The following is an 18,105-nucleotide window of genomic DNA, read 5'->3' on the forward strand; positions in this document are numbered from 1 at the left end:
GCCCGGGAGCAACAGCATGAGAGAACGTTATTGCCGCGTCTGCGGCGGCTGGCACGCGCTCGACGCCTGGCCGCACAATTGCATGCCGGTGAAAAACCTCGCGCGGTCGGACCTGCCCGCGCCGCATTTCGTCAGCGACAACATCGAGATCCAGTCGATGCATGACGGCCGGCATTACACTTCGAAAGCCAAGCTGCGCTCCGCCTATCAGGCGGCCGGCGTCGTCGAGATCGGCAATGAGAAGCCGCAGCCGATCGAAAAGCCGAAGACGGACCGAAAGGCGATCCGCAACGAATTACGGCGGGTCTACGCCGAATACAACGCCTGAACCTGAACGGGCATCAATCCCCGAAATAGGAAATCCCAAGATGGATATGGAAGACCTGAACGAGGCCGGCAACGGCAGCGAAGATTTTGGCTCGGAAAAGCCGGTCAGCGTCCGCGACAGCCTGAAGGCGGCGATCGACACTGTCGAAGGCGGGCCGGGCGATCTGCCGGGCCAGCCGCGCGACGGCGAAAATGGCCGCTTCCTGCCCAAGGGGCAGGAGCAGGCCGCTGCTGCCCGGACAGGGCAGGCGGCCCCGGGGGCTCGTGGCCCACAGCAGACAGGCGAGATTGACAGTCGCCAGCAGTCCGCCGTCCCCGGTAACCGGGTGCCGCCCGGCTGGTCGGCGGAGGCCAAAGCGCAGTTTTCAAGCCTGCCCGGCGAAGTGCAGGCGGCGATCGCCAAACGCGAGCAGGAGGTCGATCGCGGCTTCCGCGTCCTCCAGGATTACAAGGGGCTCGAGGAGTTCACCCCGATCGTGCGCCAGGCCGGCATGACCCATGCCGATGTTATGCGCCGGGCGATCGAGTGGGAAAACGCGCTGATCCGCGATCCCGTCAACACCGTGCTTCACGTCGCCAAGGTGGCCGGCGTCAATCTTCACGCCCTGGTCAACGGCCGGGCAGGGGAGGCGATGCAACGCCATGAGCAGGGCCAGACCGGGCCGATCAATGTCGAGGCCACGGTCGAACATGTTTTGAGGAAGAGGGACACCGAAACTCAGGTCGATGCCTTTCTTTCCGATCCGGCAAATGCCCATGCCGAAGACGTTCTCGACGACATGGTCGCCCTCATCAATTCGGGGCGAGCATCGACACTTCAGGACGCCTACGACGCCGCATGCTGGATGCGTCCGGACATCCGCCAGCAGTTGATCAGCCAGACTGCGCCGGCTTTCGTCCACCAGCAGCAAGCCCAGAGGGCCGCAGCGGCAGATCAAGCCCGCCGGGCCTCGCGATCCATCTCTGGATCTTCCGCTCCGGGCCCGACCCGCGATGCGGCAAGAGGCCAGCCCACGTCAATCCGAGACTCGCTTCGCGACGCCATGCGTTCCGCGCGCGGTCAAGTCTGATCAAAGGAATGATCAATGCCCATTTCGCCCAACCTCTCTGAAATCGTCACCACGACGCTGCGCAACCGCAGCGGCACGGTCGCCGACGACGTGACCAAGAACAACGGTCTTCTCACCCGTCTCAACAGCCGCGGCCGCAAGAAGCCCGTCTCCGGCGGTCGCACCATCGTCCAGGAGCTGCAGTATCAGGAAAACAGCACCTTCAAGCGCTATTCCGGCTACGACATCCTCAACGTCCAGCCCTCCGACGTCATCACCGCCGCCGAATACGACCTGAAGCAGGCCGCGGTTGCCGTCTCCATGTCCGGCCTCGAACAGCTGCAGAACTCCGGCGAGGATGCGATCCTCGATCTGCTCGAGCAGCGCATCGAGAATGCCGAGACGACGCTGAAGAACAATATCGCGCTCGACTGCTATTCCGACGGCACGGCCGATGGCGGTCGGCAGATCGGCGGCCTGCAGCTCCTGATCTCGACCTCGCCGACCTCCGGCACGGTCGGCGGCATCTCGCGCGCCACCTGGGGTTTCTGGCGCAACCAGAAATTCTCCGCCTCCGCCGATGGTGGTGCGGCCGCCACCAATGCCAACATCCAGAGCTACATGAACCGGCTCTACATGTCCTGCGTGCGCGGCTCCGACGCGCCCGATCTCGTCGTTGCCGACAACAACTTCTTCCGCCTCTACTGGGAATCGCTGCAGGCGATCCAGCGCATCACCTCGGCCGACAAGGGCATGGCCGGCTTCCAGTCGCTGCAATATATGGGCGCCGACGTGATCTTCGACGGCGGCTTCGGCGGCGGTGCGCCTCTCAACCAGATGTTCTTCCTCAACACCAAATACCTGTTCTACCGGCCGCACCGCGACCGCGACATGGCGCCGATCGGTGACGAACGCATGAACACCAACCAGGATGCCTTCGTCCAGCTGATGGGCTTTGCCGGCAACCTCACCATGAACAACGCCTTCCTGCAGGGCGTGCTGTTCGCCTGATCGAACGAAAGGATCAACATCCATGACCATCGCAACTTCCCAGACCGATCGTCTTGGCGCGAACCCGTTCGTCGTCGAAGGCCCGATCGTCGCCGGCTCCGGGATTCCGGGACCGAACTTCGCCCTCGGCGCGATCGCCGGCGGCGATCGTGAATCCGAATGGGTCTATTGCCAGCTGGTGCTGGCGTCGCAGACGACCCTGCAGCCCGGCCAATGGTTTCAGTGGAGCCGGGACTATGTCGCCTCGCTGCTGACCACGGCCGCCGCCGTCGTCGGCCAGCGCTGCGGCGTTTTCTCCGGTGCGGCCCAGCCGCCGACGCTGACGGGCGGGCCGGTTGGCGCCGTGACGCTTCAGCCCGGCACCTATTATGTCTGGCTGCAGCGCAACGGCCAGGCGCCGGCCCAGGTGGCGAGTGCAACGGCGGCCCTCGTCGTTGCCGAAACGACCACCACGGCGGGCCAAGCAAGCGCGTCTGCCTCGGCGACCGTCGGCACCAAGGCGATTGCCAACGTCAACTTTGCTGCCGCCAACCAGACGTTTGCGGCAACGACGGTCAACGGTTCTCCCGTGCTGACGAATCTCTCCGGCCTCAATGCCGGGTCCGGTCCGTTCATCGGCGCGGCCGTTGCCGGCACCGGAATTCCGGGCGGCACGACGATTGCGGGCATCACCTACGGCCCGAACGGCGTCGTCCAGAGCATCACGCTCTCGGCCAACGCCACCGCCAACGGCACCGGCATCACCATCACGGCGACCGGCGTGCTGGAGGCGACGCTGATGCGGCCGTTCCTGTCGAAGGTGAACTAAACCACGTCAGTCAATGGGCGCTTCGGCGCCTGTTGAGACTGCTGCTCCGACCCCTCCTCGTCATGCTCGGGCTTGTCCCGAGCATCTGCAGCAGATCCTCGGCACAAGGCCGAGGATGACGAGGAGGGGCGCTCCCACCGTCCATCCAAATCTCCCCGCCATCAACAGCGAGCAAGCACCATGCCCGACAGCAACACCGGAATTTATGCCTCCTTCAGCCTCGAGCCGGTCGAGCAGACCTTTCTGACCGAGAAGGAGGGCCGGCCGATCTTTGCCGACAAGGAATTCGTCCGCATCTTCATCGCAGGCGACAAGCACACCGAGGTCTATCGCGAGGTCACCGACAACGACAAACAGCGTTTTGCCGACACCTATAAGCGTTTCAAGGACGGCGCCGCCGCTCGCGAGCAGCTGACCGGCACGCCGCTTGCGCAATGGCCCTATCTGAAGCCGAGCCAGATCAAGGAGCTGGAGGCGATCAACATCTACACCGTCGAGCAGCTCGCCGCCCTCTCCGACACGGCCAAACAGAAGGTCGGCATGGGCGCCAACGAGCTGACCGCGGCTGCTCGCGCCTATCTTGCAACGGCCGAGAACTCCAGCGCCGCTTCCGCCTTTGCCGCCGAAAACGAAAGGTTGAAGGGCGAGGTCGGCCGGCTGCAGGAGCAGATGAAGGAAATGGCCTTGCGCTTCGAGGCGCTCGACAGGGAAGGCGAGGGCAAGGGCCGCAGCCGCGCCGCCTGAACCAGCATTCGAAACCTCAACCGGAGATCGCCCGCATGTCGCTGCTGACCATCATTCAGAACGTCTGCGCGGAGATCGACCTCGATCCGCCGACGGCCGTCATGTCGTCGGCGGATCCGCAGATCATGCAGCTGCGCATCCTCTCCACCCGCGCCGGCCGCGACCTGATGCGGGCCCATGACTGGTCGGCGCTGATGGTGCGGCGGCAATTCCAAGCGACCGGTACCGTCCCCGAGCCGGCCGAGCCCCCTTCCGACTGGGATCGCTTCGCCGCCAATGCGCGCATCTGGAACGTCTCTCGCCTCTCAGCGCTGAACGGCCCGGTGGAGCCGCAGATCTGGCAGCGCCAGACCATCCTCAATGCCAACCCGGTGCCGCAGATCTGGCGCATGGCGGCGGGCAGGCTCGACATCTACCCGAATGTTGCGGGTGAGACGATCGAATACGCCTATGTCTCCGGCTTCTGGGTGGCGGTGAACGGCGGCGCGGCCACTGCCGCCAACTGGGCTAACGACACCGACACGGCGCTCTTTCCCGAAGAGCTGCTCGAACTCTCGCTGATTTGGCGCTGGAAGCGAGCGAAGGGCCTCGATTACGGCGAGGAGCTTGCCTCTTTCGAACGAGCCAAGGAAGCCGCCATCGGCGCCGATCGTGCCGCAGGCCCTGTCGACCTTTCGCTGCCGGCGAGGGGACAGGCATTCGAGAATTATTGGCCCGGCACGATCACGGTGACGCCATGACCCGCAGACCTGTCCCTCCGAACGGCCGCACCCGCCGCGTTTCGCCAGGCAAAGACTGGATCGCGCCGATCGGCGGCTGGCGAACCGATGTCGAGATGGCCGATATGCCCGAAGACGCCGCCTTCCAGCTCGACAATTTCTTTCCCGAGGCCAACCGCGTCCGCGCCCGCTACGGCTTCCTCGCCTTCGCCACCGGCCTTGGCGCCGACGTGCAGACGGTCATTCCCTATTCCGGCGTGAGCAACAGGCTCTTTGCCGCCGCCGGCGACAAGATCTTCGACGTCACGGCAGGCGGTGCGGCCGGCGCGCCTGTCGTCTCCGGCCTCGCAAGCGCCCATTGGTCGGTGCAGCAATATACCAACCCGGCCGGCCAGGAATTCCTGCGTCTCGTCAACGGCCTCGACACGCCGCTGATCTTCAACGGCACCTCCTGGACCAACAATTTCCTGGTCGGCACGGCGGCACTCGCCACCCAGAATGTCGCCGTGCGCAACACCGCCTATACGCTGAGCTTCTTCGGCACCGGCTCGGTGACGCTCTCCGGCGCTTTCGCCGGCACGCTGAACGGAACCGGCGCCGGCAACCGGGTGTCGCTCACCTTTACGCCGGCGGCCGGCACGCTCACCGTCACCGTCACCGGAACGGTGACCAATGCTCAGCTGGAAAAGGGCGTGGCCGCCACGGCCTATGTCGCCTCGACGATGATCACGGGCATTCCGGACGCCTCGCTGCTTTGCGCCGTCACCGCCTATCGCTCGCGCCTGTGGTTCATCGAAAAGAACTCGACCAATGTCTGGTACCTCGCCACCGACGCCGTCAGCGGCGCGGCGACGGCGCTGCCGGTCGGCGGCAACATGAAATATGGCGGCACGCTTGTTGCGATCAACGTCTGGACGATCCCGGTGTCGACGGGCCTGCAGCAATGCCTGGTGCTGATCTCCTCGGAAGGCGAGGTGATCGTCTTCCAGGGCTCCGATCCTTCCAGTGCTGCCAATTGGGGCCTGATCGGCACCTTCAAGCTCGGCCGGCCACTCGGCACCGATCGGTGCCTGCTGTCGGTCGGCGCCGATCTCGCGATCATGACCACCGATGGCATCGTGCCGATCACCAAGGCGGTGCAGCTCGATCGCGGCGCCGCCAGCCTCGGCGCCATTACCGCCAGGATCGGCCCGACATGGCGCGCGACCGTCGCGGCGACCGGTACGACCTCGCAGGAATGGCAGCTTTCGAGCTTTCCGGCGCGGCAAATGGCGATCGTCAACCTGCCGTCTTCCTTCGGCCCCTATCAATATGTGATGAACACCGAGACCGGTGCCTGGTGCCGCTTCGTCGGCATGCCCGCTTCCTGCTGGGCGAGCTGGCAGGACCGGCTGTTCTTCGGCGCCGCCGACGGCACGCTTTACGAGGCCGAAGTCGGCGCCAACGACAATGGCGCGGCGATCGACGCGCTGATGGTCGGCGCCTGGAGCCGCTTCGGCGACGGGCTCTCGACCAAGCTTTCGAAGCTGATCGGGGTGACGGCCGAGATCGGCGTGTCCACTCTGATGTATGGCGGCATCTCGGTCGACTATCAGACGAAAGTGCCGACAGCGCTTCTGTCGTCGGTCGAGAACAATGCAGCGGCGAAATGGGGAACGGCAATCTGGGGTATTTCGAAATTCCCTGGCCTTTCGCTGGTGCGCAAATTCGCCTCCGCCGGCGGCGCCGGTTCGGCGCTTGCGCCCACCATCCGGGCGCTGATCTCGGGCTCGTCAGGCTCGGTCTCGGAAGCCGCTGTCGTCGGCGGCTCGCTGCTTTACGAGAGGGGCGCGCCGATTTGATCGTCTGCGAACCCAGTGCCGAGATCGCCGCCTGGGTCGGCGCCAGGATCGGTGTCACCTTCCACCCGCCCTACACCACGCTTGCCCATGTCGAGCGCGGCCGGATCATCGCCGGCTTCGTCTTCAACGTCTGGACCGAGCACGATATCGAGATCTCGCTCGCCGCCGACCGGCTGTCGCTGACGCTGATGCGCGCCGTCTTCGACTATGTCTTCAACCAGCTGGGCTGCCGCCGCGCCACCTGCCGCACCCGCGCCGACAACATCAGCGCCCAGAGGCTGCTCGCCAGAGTGGGCGCTGAGCCGGAAGGCCGCCAGCGCGGCTATTTCGGCGATTGCGACGGCCTGCTTTACGCCATCATGAAGGAGGATTTTCCCCATGGTCTCCACGCCAAAGGTCCCCAAGGCGCCTGATCCGACCCAGACCGCCGCGGCGCAGACGGCCACCAACGTCGACACCGCCATCGCCAATGCGGGCCTCAGCCACACCAACCAGTACACGCCCGACGGCTCGCTGGAATACAGGGTCAGCGGCTATCAGACGATGACCGACCAGACCGGCAAGACCTACAGGCTGCCGACCTATTCCGCCTATCAGACCTATTCGCCCGAGAACCAGGCGATCTACGACCAGACGCAGCAGACGCAGCTCGGCCTTGCCAGGCTCGCCAACGACCAGACCGCCAAGGTCTCCGGCATCCTCGGCACCAATGTCGACCTCAGCGCCGGCAATGTCGACAAATATGTCAACGATCACTGGCGCTCCGGCTTCGACAACCAATGGAACCGCGACCAGGCGAGCCTCGAGCAGAGCCTCGCCGACAAGGGCATCGCGATGGGCTCGGCGGCTTACGACAACGCCATGCGCGATTTTTCCACCCGCAAGCAGGCCGCCTCCGACCAGTATCTCGGCGACATGTATTCCAATGCGCAGAATTCGATCCTGACCGAGCGCAACCAGCCGCTGAACGAGATCTCGGCGCTGATGTCCGGCTCGCAGGTGCACCAGCCGAGCTACGTCAACACGCCGGCCACCCAGCTGCCGACGGTCGACCAGGCCGGCCTGATCAACGAAAACTTCAATCAGAAGATGGGCCTCTACAACCAGCAGCTCGCCCAATCGAACGCCGCCATGGGCGGCCTCTTCGGCCTCGGCGGCTCGCTGCTCGGCGGCTGGGCGAAATCCGACCGGCGGCTGAAGGAAGACATCCGCCGCGTCGGCACGCTGGACAACGGCCTGCCGGTCTACGCCTTCCGCTACAAAGAGGGCGGTCCGATGCAGATCGGCCTGATGTCAGACGATGTGCGCGAGATTCACCCCGACGCAGTGTTCGAACATGCAGACGGCTTCGACCGTGTCAACTACGAAAGGGCAGTGGCATGAGGGGTTTCCTCTTTGGTGGCGATACCGGCAAGAAGCAAAATGAGATCAGCGACGAGCGCAAGCGGCTGGCCCATGCCATGCTGCAGCAGGGAATGGATGCGAGCCCGGTGCAATCTCCGTGGCAGGGCGCGGCGCGCCTTGTCCAGGCCCTGATGGGAGGGCTGGCGATGCGCCGGCAAGAGCAGGAGATGGGGGCTGATGAACCCGGCAACGACAATTTCGCACCGCTGCCCGGCAACCCGCCTGTTCCCGGTGATAGACCCCTCTATGCCCCACTTCCAGCGGCGAGCGATGGCCGTCAGCAGCCCGCGGCGGCGCCTGCCGCCCAGAAGGGCGAAAAGCCAGGTGAGATCAGCCCGCAGACGCAGGCCGAATTCTTCCTGCAGGAGGATCCTCGTCTGATCGCCAGACTGAACGCCGCCAAATCGCTCGAGGAAGGGCAACGCCTGATGAACAGAGCCTGGGCTTTTAAAGGCTACGATGAGCCGGGGAACGAGGAGGTCGCCCACCGGCGCACCAGAGCCCGGAGCTTCATGCCGCAGTTTCAGACGCAAGGCGCCGCCGATCCCTTCGCTCTGCCCGACACCCCGCCCATTCCGACGCCCCGGCCGGCTTCCGGCAATCCGCGGGAGACGATGAAAAGAGGCCGCGAAGAGGCAGGGGCCGCGCTCGTACGTGCGCTTCTTGCACGGCTGTAAAATGGCCGGTGACAGGCGCGATTCAGGCTTTCAAGGGCAGCAACTCGTGAAAGCTCGCTCGGCGCCGGGAGCAGCCACCATGGCGCCGCCGGCAATTTGACTACTGCACAACTTTCGGCCTCGTAATCTCGGGGCCTCTTCCTTTCGGAGCAAGGTAAAATGCCCAGAAACCCATCAACCGGCGTCTATTCGAAACCCGCCGGCACGACACCCTCCGTCGGCCAGGTCATCGATCCCGCGCCATGGAACGCGTTGACCGTCGACCTTGGCAACGAAGTCACCAACTCGCTGCCGCGCGACGGCTCGGCGCCGATGACAGCGCCACTCAAGGCGGCAAGCGGCACGGTTTCGGCGCCCGGCATCGGCTTCGCCACCAACCCGCAAACCGGCCTTTATCTGAAGGGTGGCGGGCTCTTAGGGTTCACGCAGAACGGCGTCGACGTCGGCTTCGACAAGGCGTTGGTCTATGCGGCGAAGTCGGGCGATTACACGGCGGTGGCCTCCGACGACAATGCGGTCCATCGCTTTACCCAAGCCGTGACGCTCACCCTCAACGCAGCGGCAACGCTCGGCGCAAACTGGCGCTATTGCGTCATTGCCGATGGCGGCGACGTGACGATTGATCCCTCCGGCTCGGAGACGATCGATGGTGCGGCAACGCTTGTTCTCAAGAACGGCTATAGCGTCAACATCACAAGTTCGGGTGCCGCCTTTTTCACCGATAAGCTTTCCACCAGGATCGGGAGTAAAGCCGATAGTTCGGCTGTAGGGGATTTCGTCGTCGGCCTCATCCCTTCCAACAACGGTAGCAGCCCGAACACCCATATCGACTTCACCCCCGGCTCGGCCAGGTCGGGGTCGAGTTTCGTTTCCAGCGCGGCGTCGTTGACCAAAAGGGTGACGGGAACATTTGCGGCAGGAACGGGCGCGGGCGGCCTCGATGCCGGCGCCGTCGCAGCAAATGCGACATACTTCGCCTATGCCATGCGCAAGGACGCCGACCTGTCTTTCGACGTGGTTTTCTCGACCTCAGCGACGATCGGCGGCATCACCACGACACTGCTCACCGGCTATACCATCGTCAAATGCATCGGCGTCGTGCTGACCGATGGAAGTTCGAACATTCGGCCGTTTGTCCTGTATCCACGTGACGAATATACGTTCGTGATGCCGGTCAAGGATGCGATCGGTGCTGCTATCTCTACGACTTCGGCACTCCTGGCGCTGACAGTGCCAAATGGGGTTAAGGTCAAGGCGAAGCTGCGCTTCGAGTTCACATCGTCGGCAACGACCAACGCGGCTCTGCTATCAGACCCTGCACAAGGTGCCCTTGTAGCCGGCGCTGGCAGTGACGGCGCCAACGTCGGCTCTATCCAGGTAGCGAGCGGTTTTGCAGTGGGATCGCAGGAGATATGGACAAATACGAGTCGGCAAATTCGTATGACGTTGGGCGGGTCAACCGGTAGCATCTGGATCTGGACCGATGGCTTTCATCTCCCTTGCGGAAGGAGCTCTTGAATAAGCTCCACGCCTGTGTTTGACATGCTGCTATCACGCCGGGAGTAGAAATGGCACAGGTCGACAAGGCATCGTATCGCAATCGAGGCGGCATAATCCAACGGCTCGTTACTGCTTATAAGCGCTTCCGCTATTTCACCGCGGCCGGCGAGAATCTCGTGGTGAAGCCCAGCGCTGAGTTTCGCCTGGTCGGTCATGCCATCTTCAAAGTTGGCGATAACGTCACGATCCAAGACCAGTCGTTCTTTCAACTTACAATGCCAGAGCCCAAAGTCTTTATCGGCAACAACACCGTAATCGGCCGGCGCAACATCATTACGGCGAAAAACCGGATATCAATCGGCAATGATGTCCTAATCGGCTCTGATGTCCAGATCATCGATCACGGCCACGGCATGAGGCGCGATACGCCAATCAGGCTTCAGAAGGCCGAAATCGGTTTTGTCGAAATTGGTAACGATGTTTGGATTGGCGCTGGCGCCAAAATATTGATGAACGTTACGATAGGGACTGGAGCGGTAATCGGGGCAAATTCCGTGGTAACTACGGACATCCCGGACTATGCAATTGCAGTTGGTTCACCGGCGAAGGTCATTAAATACCGCAGCTAAATCGGTCCGGCCAATAACAAAGAGCGGTAGTGAGGAAATGCCGGCGTCTCGGCGTCTCACACACCGCTATACTGTCAAAGTGCTCGCAGCGTCACATTTACCAAGCCACTTAAGTGGGCTTTCAACTCGCTAGATTTGATAAAGCGAAAATATAGATACTCGTATGCGAGAGATGCGTTATCCCACGAGATTTTTTTGGATGATATTTCAAGCTCAGCTTGCGGTCCACTCAGATCGATATCTTTTGCGCTGGCCCAGGCGTCGCAGAAAAAAGCGATACGAGCGGGGTTCGTCGAATGAACTGGCTTTACGCCTGGCGCCGAGTCGATGCCGAAGAACTCTATGTGATGAGGCGTAAATGCCATCCTGGTCTGTCCGCCCCAAATGATGTGAAATTTCGAGGTATAATCAGCAAACCCATATTCCGAGGCCTCGCCCGGCATCGGAAACTTGTCGGTGATCCAATAGTTCGAAAAAGTCGACCATTGTGGATTATCAATAAGATATTGCGAGACCGCCAAGTCTTTTGCCGCTCGTGCCTGCCAAGCTGCGTAACTTCCCCACCACCGATTTGTAAATAATGTAAGAACGACCAGAAGTAACACGAACGAAGCTCTCTTGCCCTGCAAGCTAGGCGTTTTTCGCTCCAGAAATCGCAAAACACCGACCGCGATCACGGCCAGGGGAAGGGGCATCAGAATCCCATTTCTCATCAACACCCCAAGCTCCGGACTCTTTCCGACAAGGATATAGGGAAGAGTTCCGCAAAGAAGTGAGAAGAGCCCAAAGCTTACTATCTTAAGGCCGCCGCCTGGTCTCCGATTGTCGATATCCGGATTCCCGGCGGGTGGCGTTCTCAGGAGGAAAAATAAAGTGACAAAGAACATCGAATATATGAAAACAGCAAAAAATACATAAAAATTAAACTCAAACCAAATTGCAATAGGTCTAAACGCAACAGGCTTTACAATTCCGTTAACCACGAATCGGTAAGCATTATATGCGATGCTCGGGAGATTTATATCAAAGCTGTTATAATTCTTGTAAAGACCAGTTTTCTCATAATAAAATCCCTTATACGCCCAATATGCGATAGGAAGAGCTGCAAAATCTAGTTTTGATCTGCAGAATGAAAAAAATGTGGATATGAACCCTCGTAAGCCAACCCGCCGGGCCGCGTCGTTACTGTGGACGAGGTATGCAAGGAGGAAAGCAGCGGCGTAAAGTACAAGCAAAGAATTAAGTGTAAATGACGCAAAGTAAATAAGGAGGGATGCCCCTCTGGAGAGGTAGTGAAGGCCTCCACGAATCCGTTCAACTGAGATAAATAGGTACGTCGCCACCAAGAATAACGCATAGGCGTTGAAGTAAGTTGAGTATGTGATTATTACTGTAACGGTAGTTATTGGTAGCAGGTTCGAAAAAAGCGCAATATAAAAAGATTCTCGTTCATTGAGAAACCCGCTTCTTAAGGCGATAAGATAAGAAAAAATAACAGCGACGTATACGCCGAAAATTACTACAGATTTAAGAAGAAAAACATTTGGAATATAAGATAGAGGCCAAACGTAATATGTGAACATTGGTACAGCTGCGGACGAATACATGTTCATGATTGCGTTCCAGTCTCTAAAAAATAGTGACGAGAACAGGCCGGCGTCTTCCGCAAATATCCCTTCATTCAAGAAGGCCATCCAGTGCGTGCACAAAACTGAAATAGTCAGCAGAACCAAGCTGCTGATCCTGGGCACGCGTTGAATGTAGTCGCTCATGATGTCTCCTGAGATTCCAAATTCCCCAAAAAGTGGCTGCGGAAATGCTTTACGCGGTATCAATCTCTAGTGGCGAGCACGTTCAATCCTCCGCCTGTGGGGATGACCGATCTAATAAAGTCCGGGTTTCGCGGTAGTTTTCGATTTCTGGCAACATCGGATATCTCATATCCCATGCTCCAGAGTGAATTCAGAATCGCGTCAAATTTTTCTGGCTGCGATTTGTATACGTACGGCGCAAGCTCCAATAGAATTTTAGGCTGGTACTTTTCTATTGTTGCCTTGGAGCCAAGCAACACATCGCTTTCGTTTCCGTCAACGTCCAACTTAACGAAATCAATGCGATCGATCCCGTTTGCTGCAACAAATTCATCAAGTGTACTCATAGCCGCGCCAACTGTACCCATCAGGCGGCCGTGATGTTCAACATGCAGATCGCCTGTAGTTTCTAGCGGCCAACTCGAATACACCGCGTCAGGCAATTTAGTGTCAGTTGTTGCCATGAGCATCATCTGATGGGCGCTGATACGCGGCGATAACATTGGATTGAGTGCGATATTCGCCTTCTGTTTTCGGAATGCAAAAGCGGTCGGTTCAAAGGAAAACACCTTGCCGCGTGCTCCGACAAGTTGTGCCAACGGCAAGGTATGTGCTCCGATGTTTGCGCCGATATCGAGAACGACATCGCCTTCGTTCACTAGCCGCGCATAGAGCTTCAGAGTTTGCACCTCAAAACCACCCAGGACGTAGATTGCCAGATCTATCCCTTCCTTGAGGTCGATAGACCAAGTCACTCCCCTCCGCACGGCGATAAGCTCTGACGGAAGGTGAAAAAGACCGCGCCCCCAAAGAATTGCCGTCGAAATAGAGCGCGCAATCCTGATTTTGTTGCTGGTCGATAGCATGTGTTTTCGTCCTAAGTTGTTGGTGGCCTCACGGACGCGAGCGTTTGCTGAGGATCAGATTGCAGTATTGGCTGGCGTCCTGCGGGTCAAACTGAGCGCCGTCAAAATTATGCAAAGCAGCACCGCGGATCATTTGTATTTCCAGATCAAGTCGATCGATACAGGTGAGGAGAGCTGCCGCATCCACGCCGGCCTTTGAGAGGCCGTAAGGCCAATACTCCATCAAAATCTTGATATTCACGTTTTCCTGCAGCACGCGCTCAGCGCCCCGCAACACGCTGAGTTCGTAGCCTTGGACATCGATTTTAATCAGATCTACGCGCGTTCCGCTTGGGAAATACTGATCGAGGCTCATGACTGGGACACTGATTGCCTGTCGACCGTCACCGCTGTCAAAGGTACGATGATCGACATTTAACTCGTCAGATATGAAGAGTTTGATAGCTCCGCTTCGCTCCCCAACCGCAGCATGATTCAATCGAACATTGCCCAGGTTCCGCAAATTTTCTCTTAGTCTATGATAGTTCGCGGGGGCGGGCTCAAAGGCATGCACAATCCCACGGCTGCCGACAAGGCCTGACAGAAAGCGAGTGTAAACCCCGATATTTGCACCCACATCCACAATCGTCATGTCAGGCCCAACAAGCTCTCGTAGTAGCGCTCGCTCAGTCCGATCTGAATAGCTCTTCCATACGCGATAGATTGGGTGGTAGAGCGGAAAACAATACCTATACAGCAGATTGGCGATGGAGATGATCGTTGTGTTCATCGTTGTTACTTTGCGATCAAGTGCGCGCTAAAGAACGACGCGAACAGTCTGGGAAACGTACGGGCAAGCCGCCTATCAAGCGGGAGATAGAGCCGATAAAGCCAGTGTGGTACCGGAAATACTCTGGATATGCCTCCAGTCGCCATATAGGCGATACTCGTAAAATAACCTAGTTTGGTCGCCTTTAAATCGTATTGATTTGACAATGGTGCTAGCCAATCGTGACGCAAAAAGAACATCATATAGGGCATTGCCTGGTTTGAAGACGATAGGGGACCTTCAATCGTGTCTAGAACGGGTTGCGAAATTTGGAAATTAACCGGTTCATGATGGAAGAACTTAAGCAAGGGAAAGGAAACGGCAGAGAAAAAAGGTTCAACGAGTACCAGCTGCCCCCCTTTCTTAAGCTTTCGGCTTGCGCCGCTTAGAAAGAAAATAGGATCACGCAGGTGATGTAGTACATTTGTCATGGTGATCACATCAATACTGCGGTCCGGGATATCTTGTAAGTCTGCGATGTTATGACAATCAAAAACGATGTCTAAATATTCGAGATTAAGGACGTCTGTAGTTGTTACATGCGGCTGGAATATTTTCAGTGGTGATGTGCCGCTACCTATCTCTAGTACCTTTTTCTGAGAAAAGTTTGGGATATCGTCGAACAACTGTGAGTACAGTTCGCGATACCAAAGCATTAGATTGCGATTGCTTTGAAGTCGGTTACGATTCTCCAAAGTCGTTGCTAGGTCATGATCGTAAAGTTCTGTATTCTCGATCTTCATCTCAGATGAACTTTATTCGCCGAGCAGAAAAGGCGAGCATCGCCAATAGGATAACGCCGTGGCGCCAACGAGAAATATTTGTTTCTCCATAAAGCCTTTGGCGATAGCAGATTGGAACCTCAACTATCTTGAGGCCCATTCTTGCCGCGCCGAAAATTAGATCGAAATCTCCAAATGGATCGAAATCGCCGAAGTAGGAACGATTTCTGGCGAGCTTCAGATAATTGGACCTACTGATAACCTTTGTTCCGCAGAGGGTGTCTTTGAACCGTTGGCCGAGAACAAACGAGAAGGCCATAGCAAAAAACTTGTTCCCTAGTAGGTTGAAGAAGCGCATCGCTTTCTTCTCCATTGGATACACAAGCCGGGTTCCGTTGATGAATTCGCCCTTGTTGTCCTTAATCGCAGCGTAGAATTTTGGAAGATCCTCGGGTGGAACGGTCATATCTGCATCAAGAATCATAAGGATTTCATTCGAAGCAAGGCGGAATCCCTTTCGAACAGCGTCCCCTTTTCCCTTTCCTTCTTGCTGGTCAATTAGAATTCTACGCTCTGATCCATAGCGGGCTTGTGCGGCCTGGATCGCACTCCAGGTCTCATCCGTTGAATTGCCCTCGACGAAGATAATTTCGTCTTTGGGCCCCATGGGTGGAATGCGCCTGACAATTGCGTCGATATTGCCGGCCTCATTTCGAGCGGGCACGATGATGGAGACGGATGGCGCGTCGACTTCTTTCATCGCTATAGGTCTTGCGACGGCGATGTTCAAAAGACAAAGATTTCTGAATACTGGCAGAGGGGCGATGTAACGGTTGATAAAGTTGCTGACGAGCGGAATATACAGCGGGACTAGGACTTTTTGATCTAAGCTGATCAACTCGAAATTTTCGAGTTCCAGCAGGTTACGAACGTCCTCATGCGCTAACCAGTTTGCCTCAGGTAAGTTGCCTCGCCAGCCCAGGGCCGACGCGAGATTAACCAAAGGTCGCCATAGGGCGCTATAATAGGTAAGAACGAGGCGGGTTTCCGGATGGCACGCCTTATGCAGATCGGCGAATAGCTTTTGAATGTCGCGTTCATAGTGGATAAGTCCACCGATCACTAAGTATTCGGCGCAGGTTTGCTTAAGCTGTTGATAAGGAAGCACTGCATTTTCTCGAAAGCTCTCAGCGGAGGGGCTTTCGCTAGACTCTGGACGGAACGCGACTCGACCTTGGGGCATCGCACCTATTAGAAGTGACGAAGCAGGATCGATTTCTACGACGGAATTTTGAGGAAGTATAAAAAGCTCCAGGTACTTCCGGAGAAGGGAATAGAAATATTCTCTCATTAGTTCTAACTTTGCAAGACGCGCGCCAAGCGCCACCGGCCGTAAAGGATCGCTGCCGGCAGGACATAAGCTGTGAAAAATAGGAGATGGATAGCTGTCGCTACAAGAAAGCCTTCAGCGGATGAGCGCCCCAGGAGAATGAATGCAGAAACTACTGAAGCATGAAAAGTTCCGATACCAGAGGGTGCAGCAGGAAGCATCAGGCCTAGAGCCCCTGCGAACAACACGACGAGCGCCTCTTCGTAGCTGAGTGCCACTCCCACAAATTGTGCGGCAAACACATACGAAAGAGCGTACGCTGACAACCACATTAACAATGTAAGAATGCTGGGAGAGAACAGGTTGTTGAGCGTCATTTGCTCACCCACGCTGCGTATTAGCACTGCGACATGTCTATTAAAGAAGGATTCATGCCCGAAATAAGTGAATACCGCGCGGGCCCATCTCAGGAGAAGCGCGTTAAGGTATTTCACTAGCACAATTGCACCGAATGCAAGTCCGAGAGCCGAAGATATTGAAACAAATAGTATGTCAGTGTGGGCGGAATCCATCGATAGTGTTAGGATTACAGCAGCTAATACGCCGACGGCAGCGATCGTAATCAGATCGATTACCTTTTCAACCATTAGACTGCCAAATACCTCGGCTTGAGCTATTCGGCCTACGACATGGCTGTAGTGGACTCGCAACAGATCTCCACCTCTTGCAGGGAGAAACATATTGCCGCCGAGGCAGAGAATGGAGGCTATAAGAGAGGTGCTCTTGTTAAGTTTTCCACCTATCAGCAGCTGCCAACGGCAACCGTATATCACGGCGATCAAAAGAGCCGTAATCGAAAATGGCCACAGAGATGCTGGGTGAACGCCTTCCTTAAGTATACGAATAGTATCTTGCCAGCTGATCGAGCTAACCAGGAACGCAAGCAGTGCGAGGCTCACAAGATAAGCGAAAAAAGTGCGAGCACTTATTTTTGAACGAGCTTGTGCGGCCATCTAATTCGATCTTCGAAACCTGAGAGTCTTGAAGGCTAGACAGGCCGTGACTCCTGCCACTGGCCCCGGCAAATCTGGGAACACGACATACAGAGCGGCACCGCTTTAGCCGTATTCCGGCCCTCGACTACCCTTAAGAGAAAACTTTAGCAATAGACAACGATTATTGTACTGAGCGGTACCTTTATTGGGTCGCCGCGGAGCCACAGTTCAACACTCGTCTCCGTTCGGGAGGCGGGTTTATCCACAGCCCTCCGGAGTTCCCGATGCTCGTCCACAACTGGCGCGCCGTGGTCAGGCACGCCTGGTCCGTCCGTCTGATGGCGCTGGCGCTGCTCTTCATAGTCCTTGAGCCCGTGATCAATTTCGTCGCCGCAACTTGGGTGTCGCGCAACCTCTACATCCAGATTGGCATGTCTACGGCATCGGGGCTCTTCGCTGCGGCGGCGATCGTCGCCCGCGTCTTCGTCCAGCAGAAAATCTCAGGAGAACTGAATGGCAAACCGCCTGCAGAAAGGTAGCGCCGCAGCCGCGATGGCAGTTGCATTGGTCGGAAGCTTCGAAGGGCTCCGGCAGCACGCCTATCCGGACCCGGCCACTCAAGGCCAGCCGTGGACGATCTGCTACGGCAGCACCAACGGTGTGAAGCCGGGCGAGCAAGCGCGCCAACTGGGCCATCGTGACACCCCGCAAACAATAAACTCTGACGCGAGTAACCTTTGGGGGCGCTTCCAATCCCGGCATGATTGCGCTATTCCCGCCGAGAGACGGAGGGATTGGACGTTGGATGCTCTTGCACATCGGGAGTCGGAGATACAAGCGCGCGGTCGCATACGTGGATTGGAT

At 57.8% G+C, this 18,105-nt stretch carries 19 protein-coding genes and 1 pseudogene; 14 read left to right on the forward strand and 6 right to left on the reverse strand.

Annotation, left to right across the window (positions count from 1 at the left end; all coding sequences use genetic code 11):
• Positions 1 to 16: 16 nt before the first annotated feature.
• From NL154_RS03945 to NL154_RS04000, 12 genes are all read left to right on the forward strand, one after another.
• Positions 17 to 328, forward strand: coding sequence for a hypothetical protein (locus tag NL154_RS03945; RefSeq protein WP_210628750.1), 312 nt, complete (start codon positions 17 to 19; stop codon positions 326 to 328).
• Between the two features lie 40 nt (positions 329 to 368).
• On the forward strand, positions 369 to 1,397 hold the full coding sequence (locus NL154_RS03950) for a hypothetical protein (protein ID WP_221155449.1): 1,029 nt from the start codon (positions 369 to 371) through the stop codon (positions 1,395 to 1,397).
• 15 nt (positions 1,398 to 1,412) lie between these two features.
• Positions 1,413 to 2,387: a phage major capsid protein gene (locus NL154_RS03955; protein WP_064817688.1), complete on the forward strand. Its 975-nt coding sequence runs from the start codon at positions 1,413 to 1,415 to the stop codon at positions 2,385 to 2,387.
• 22 nt (positions 2,388 to 2,409) lie between these two features.
• Entirely contained in the window at positions 2,410 to 3,195 is a 786-nt protein-coding gene (locus tag NL154_RS03960) for a hypothetical protein (RefSeq protein WP_434733618.1), read from the forward strand.
• A 180-nt stretch (positions 3,196 to 3,375) separates the two neighbouring features.
• On the forward strand, positions 3,376 to 3,939 hold the full coding sequence (locus NL154_RS03965) for a hypothetical protein (RefSeq protein ID WP_434733619.1): 564 nt from the start codon (positions 3,376 to 3,378) through the stop codon (positions 3,937 to 3,939).
• A 35-nt stretch (positions 3,940 to 3,974) separates the two neighbouring features.
• Positions 3,975 to 4,679, forward strand: a complete 705-nt coding sequence (locus NL154_RS03970; protein WP_434733620.1) for a hypothetical protein — start codon at positions 3,975 to 3,977, stop codon at positions 4,677 to 4,679.
• Positions 4,676 to 6,499 carry a hypothetical protein gene (locus tag NL154_RS03975; RefSeq protein ID WP_434733621.1) on the forward strand — a complete coding sequence of 608 codons (1,824 nt, stop codon included), beginning with the start codon at positions 4,676 to 4,678 and terminating at the stop codon, positions 6,497 to 6,499. The genes NL154_RS03970 and NL154_RS03975 overlap by 4 nt, the downstream gene beginning before the upstream one ends.
• Entirely contained in the window at positions 6,496 to 6,912 is a 417-nt protein-coding gene (locus NL154_RS03980; protein WP_210628743.1) for a GNAT family N-acetyltransferase, read from the forward strand. The genes NL154_RS03975 and NL154_RS03980 overlap by 4 nt, the downstream gene beginning before the upstream one ends.
• Complete coding sequence (locus tag NL154_RS03985; protein ID WP_434733622.1) at positions 6,878 to 7,882, forward strand: tail fiber domain-containing protein; 1,005 nt, start codon at positions 6,878 to 6,880, stop codon at positions 7,880 to 7,882. The genes NL154_RS03980 and NL154_RS03985 overlap by 35 nt, the downstream gene beginning before the upstream one ends.
• Positions 7,879 to 8,580, forward strand: coding sequence for a hypothetical protein (locus NL154_RS03990; protein WP_434733623.1), 702 nt, complete (start codon positions 7,879 to 7,881; stop codon positions 8,578 to 8,580). Before NL154_RS03985 ends, NL154_RS03990 begins: the two co-directional genes overlap by 4 nt.
• 159 nt (positions 8,581 to 8,739) lie before the next feature.
• The gene (locus NL154_RS03995) at positions 8,740 to 10,098 is read left to right on the forward strand and encodes a hypothetical protein (protein WP_434733624.1); all 1,359 of its coding nucleotides are present in this window, start codon (positions 8,740 to 8,742) and stop codon (positions 10,096 to 10,098) included.
• A gap of 50 nt (positions 10,099 to 10,148) precedes the next feature.
• Positions 10,149 to 10,709, forward strand: a complete 561-nt coding sequence (locus NL154_RS04000; protein ID WP_221122610.1) for an acyltransferase — start codon at positions 10,149 to 10,151, stop codon at positions 10,707 to 10,709.
• A 74-nt stretch (positions 10,710 to 10,783) separates the two neighbouring features.
• Here the strand turns inward: NL154_RS04000 and NL154_RS04005 are convergent, their stop codons facing one another.
• From NL154_RS04005 to NL154_RS04030, 6 genes are read right to left on the reverse strand one after another with little or no spacing between them, the layout of a single operon-like run.
• Positions 10,784 to 12,481 (reverse strand): hypothetical protein, encoded by a 1,698-nt coding sequence (locus NL154_RS04005; protein ID WP_434733625.1) that lies wholly within the window; start codon positions 12,479 to 12,481, stop codon positions 10,784 to 10,786.
• A 59-nt stretch (positions 12,482 to 12,540) separates the two neighbouring features.
• Entirely contained in the window at positions 12,541 to 13,386 is an 846-nt protein-coding gene (locus tag NL154_RS04010) for an FkbM family methyltransferase (protein ID WP_434733626.1), read from the reverse strand.
• Positions 13,387 to 13,414: 28 nt separating this feature from the next.
• A complete protein-coding gene (locus NL154_RS04015) occupies positions 13,415 to 14,155 on the reverse strand; it encodes an FkbM family methyltransferase (protein WP_434733627.1) in 741 nt (246 codons plus the stop codon).
• 5 nt (positions 14,156 to 14,160) lie between these two features.
• A complete protein-coding gene (locus tag NL154_RS04020; protein ID WP_434733628.1) occupies positions 14,161 to 14,937 on the reverse strand; it encodes a class I SAM-dependent methyltransferase in 777 nt (258 codons plus the stop codon).
• Position 14,938: 1 nt separating this feature from the next.
• Positions 14,939 to 16,267: a glycosyltransferase family 2 protein gene (locus NL154_RS04025; protein WP_221122615.1), complete on the reverse strand. Its 1,329-nt coding sequence runs from the start codon at positions 16,265 to 16,267 to the stop codon at positions 14,939 to 14,941.
• A gap of 5 nt (positions 16,268 to 16,272) precedes the next feature.
• Positions 16,273 to 17,259 (reverse strand): lysylphosphatidylglycerol synthase transmembrane domain-containing protein, encoded by a 987-nt coding sequence (locus NL154_RS04030; protein WP_434733629.1) that lies wholly within the window; start codon positions 17,257 to 17,259, stop codon positions 16,273 to 16,275.
• Positions 17,260 to 17,525: 266 nt separating this feature from the next.
• Here NL154_RS04030 and NL154_RS04035 point away from each other — a divergent pair, with 266 nt between their 5' ends.
• Positions 17,526 to 17,780: a hypothetical protein gene (locus NL154_RS04035; protein WP_221122617.1), complete on the forward strand. Its 255-nt coding sequence runs from the start codon at positions 17,526 to 17,528 to the stop codon at positions 17,778 to 17,780.
• Positions 17,755 to 17,916 (forward strand): annotated as a pseudogene (locus NL154_RS04040) (glycoside hydrolase family protein); the annotation flags it as partial. The gene NL154_RS04035 and the pseudogene NL154_RS04040, both read left to right, overlap by 26 nt.
• Between the last annotated feature and the right edge of the window lie 189 nt (positions 17,917 to 18,105).

Origin of the sequence: Rhizobium sp. YTUHZ044, from assembly GCF_051123975.1 — a bacterium.
GTDB lineage: Bacteria > Pseudomonadota > Alphaproteobacteria > Rhizobiales > Rhizobiaceae > Rhizobium.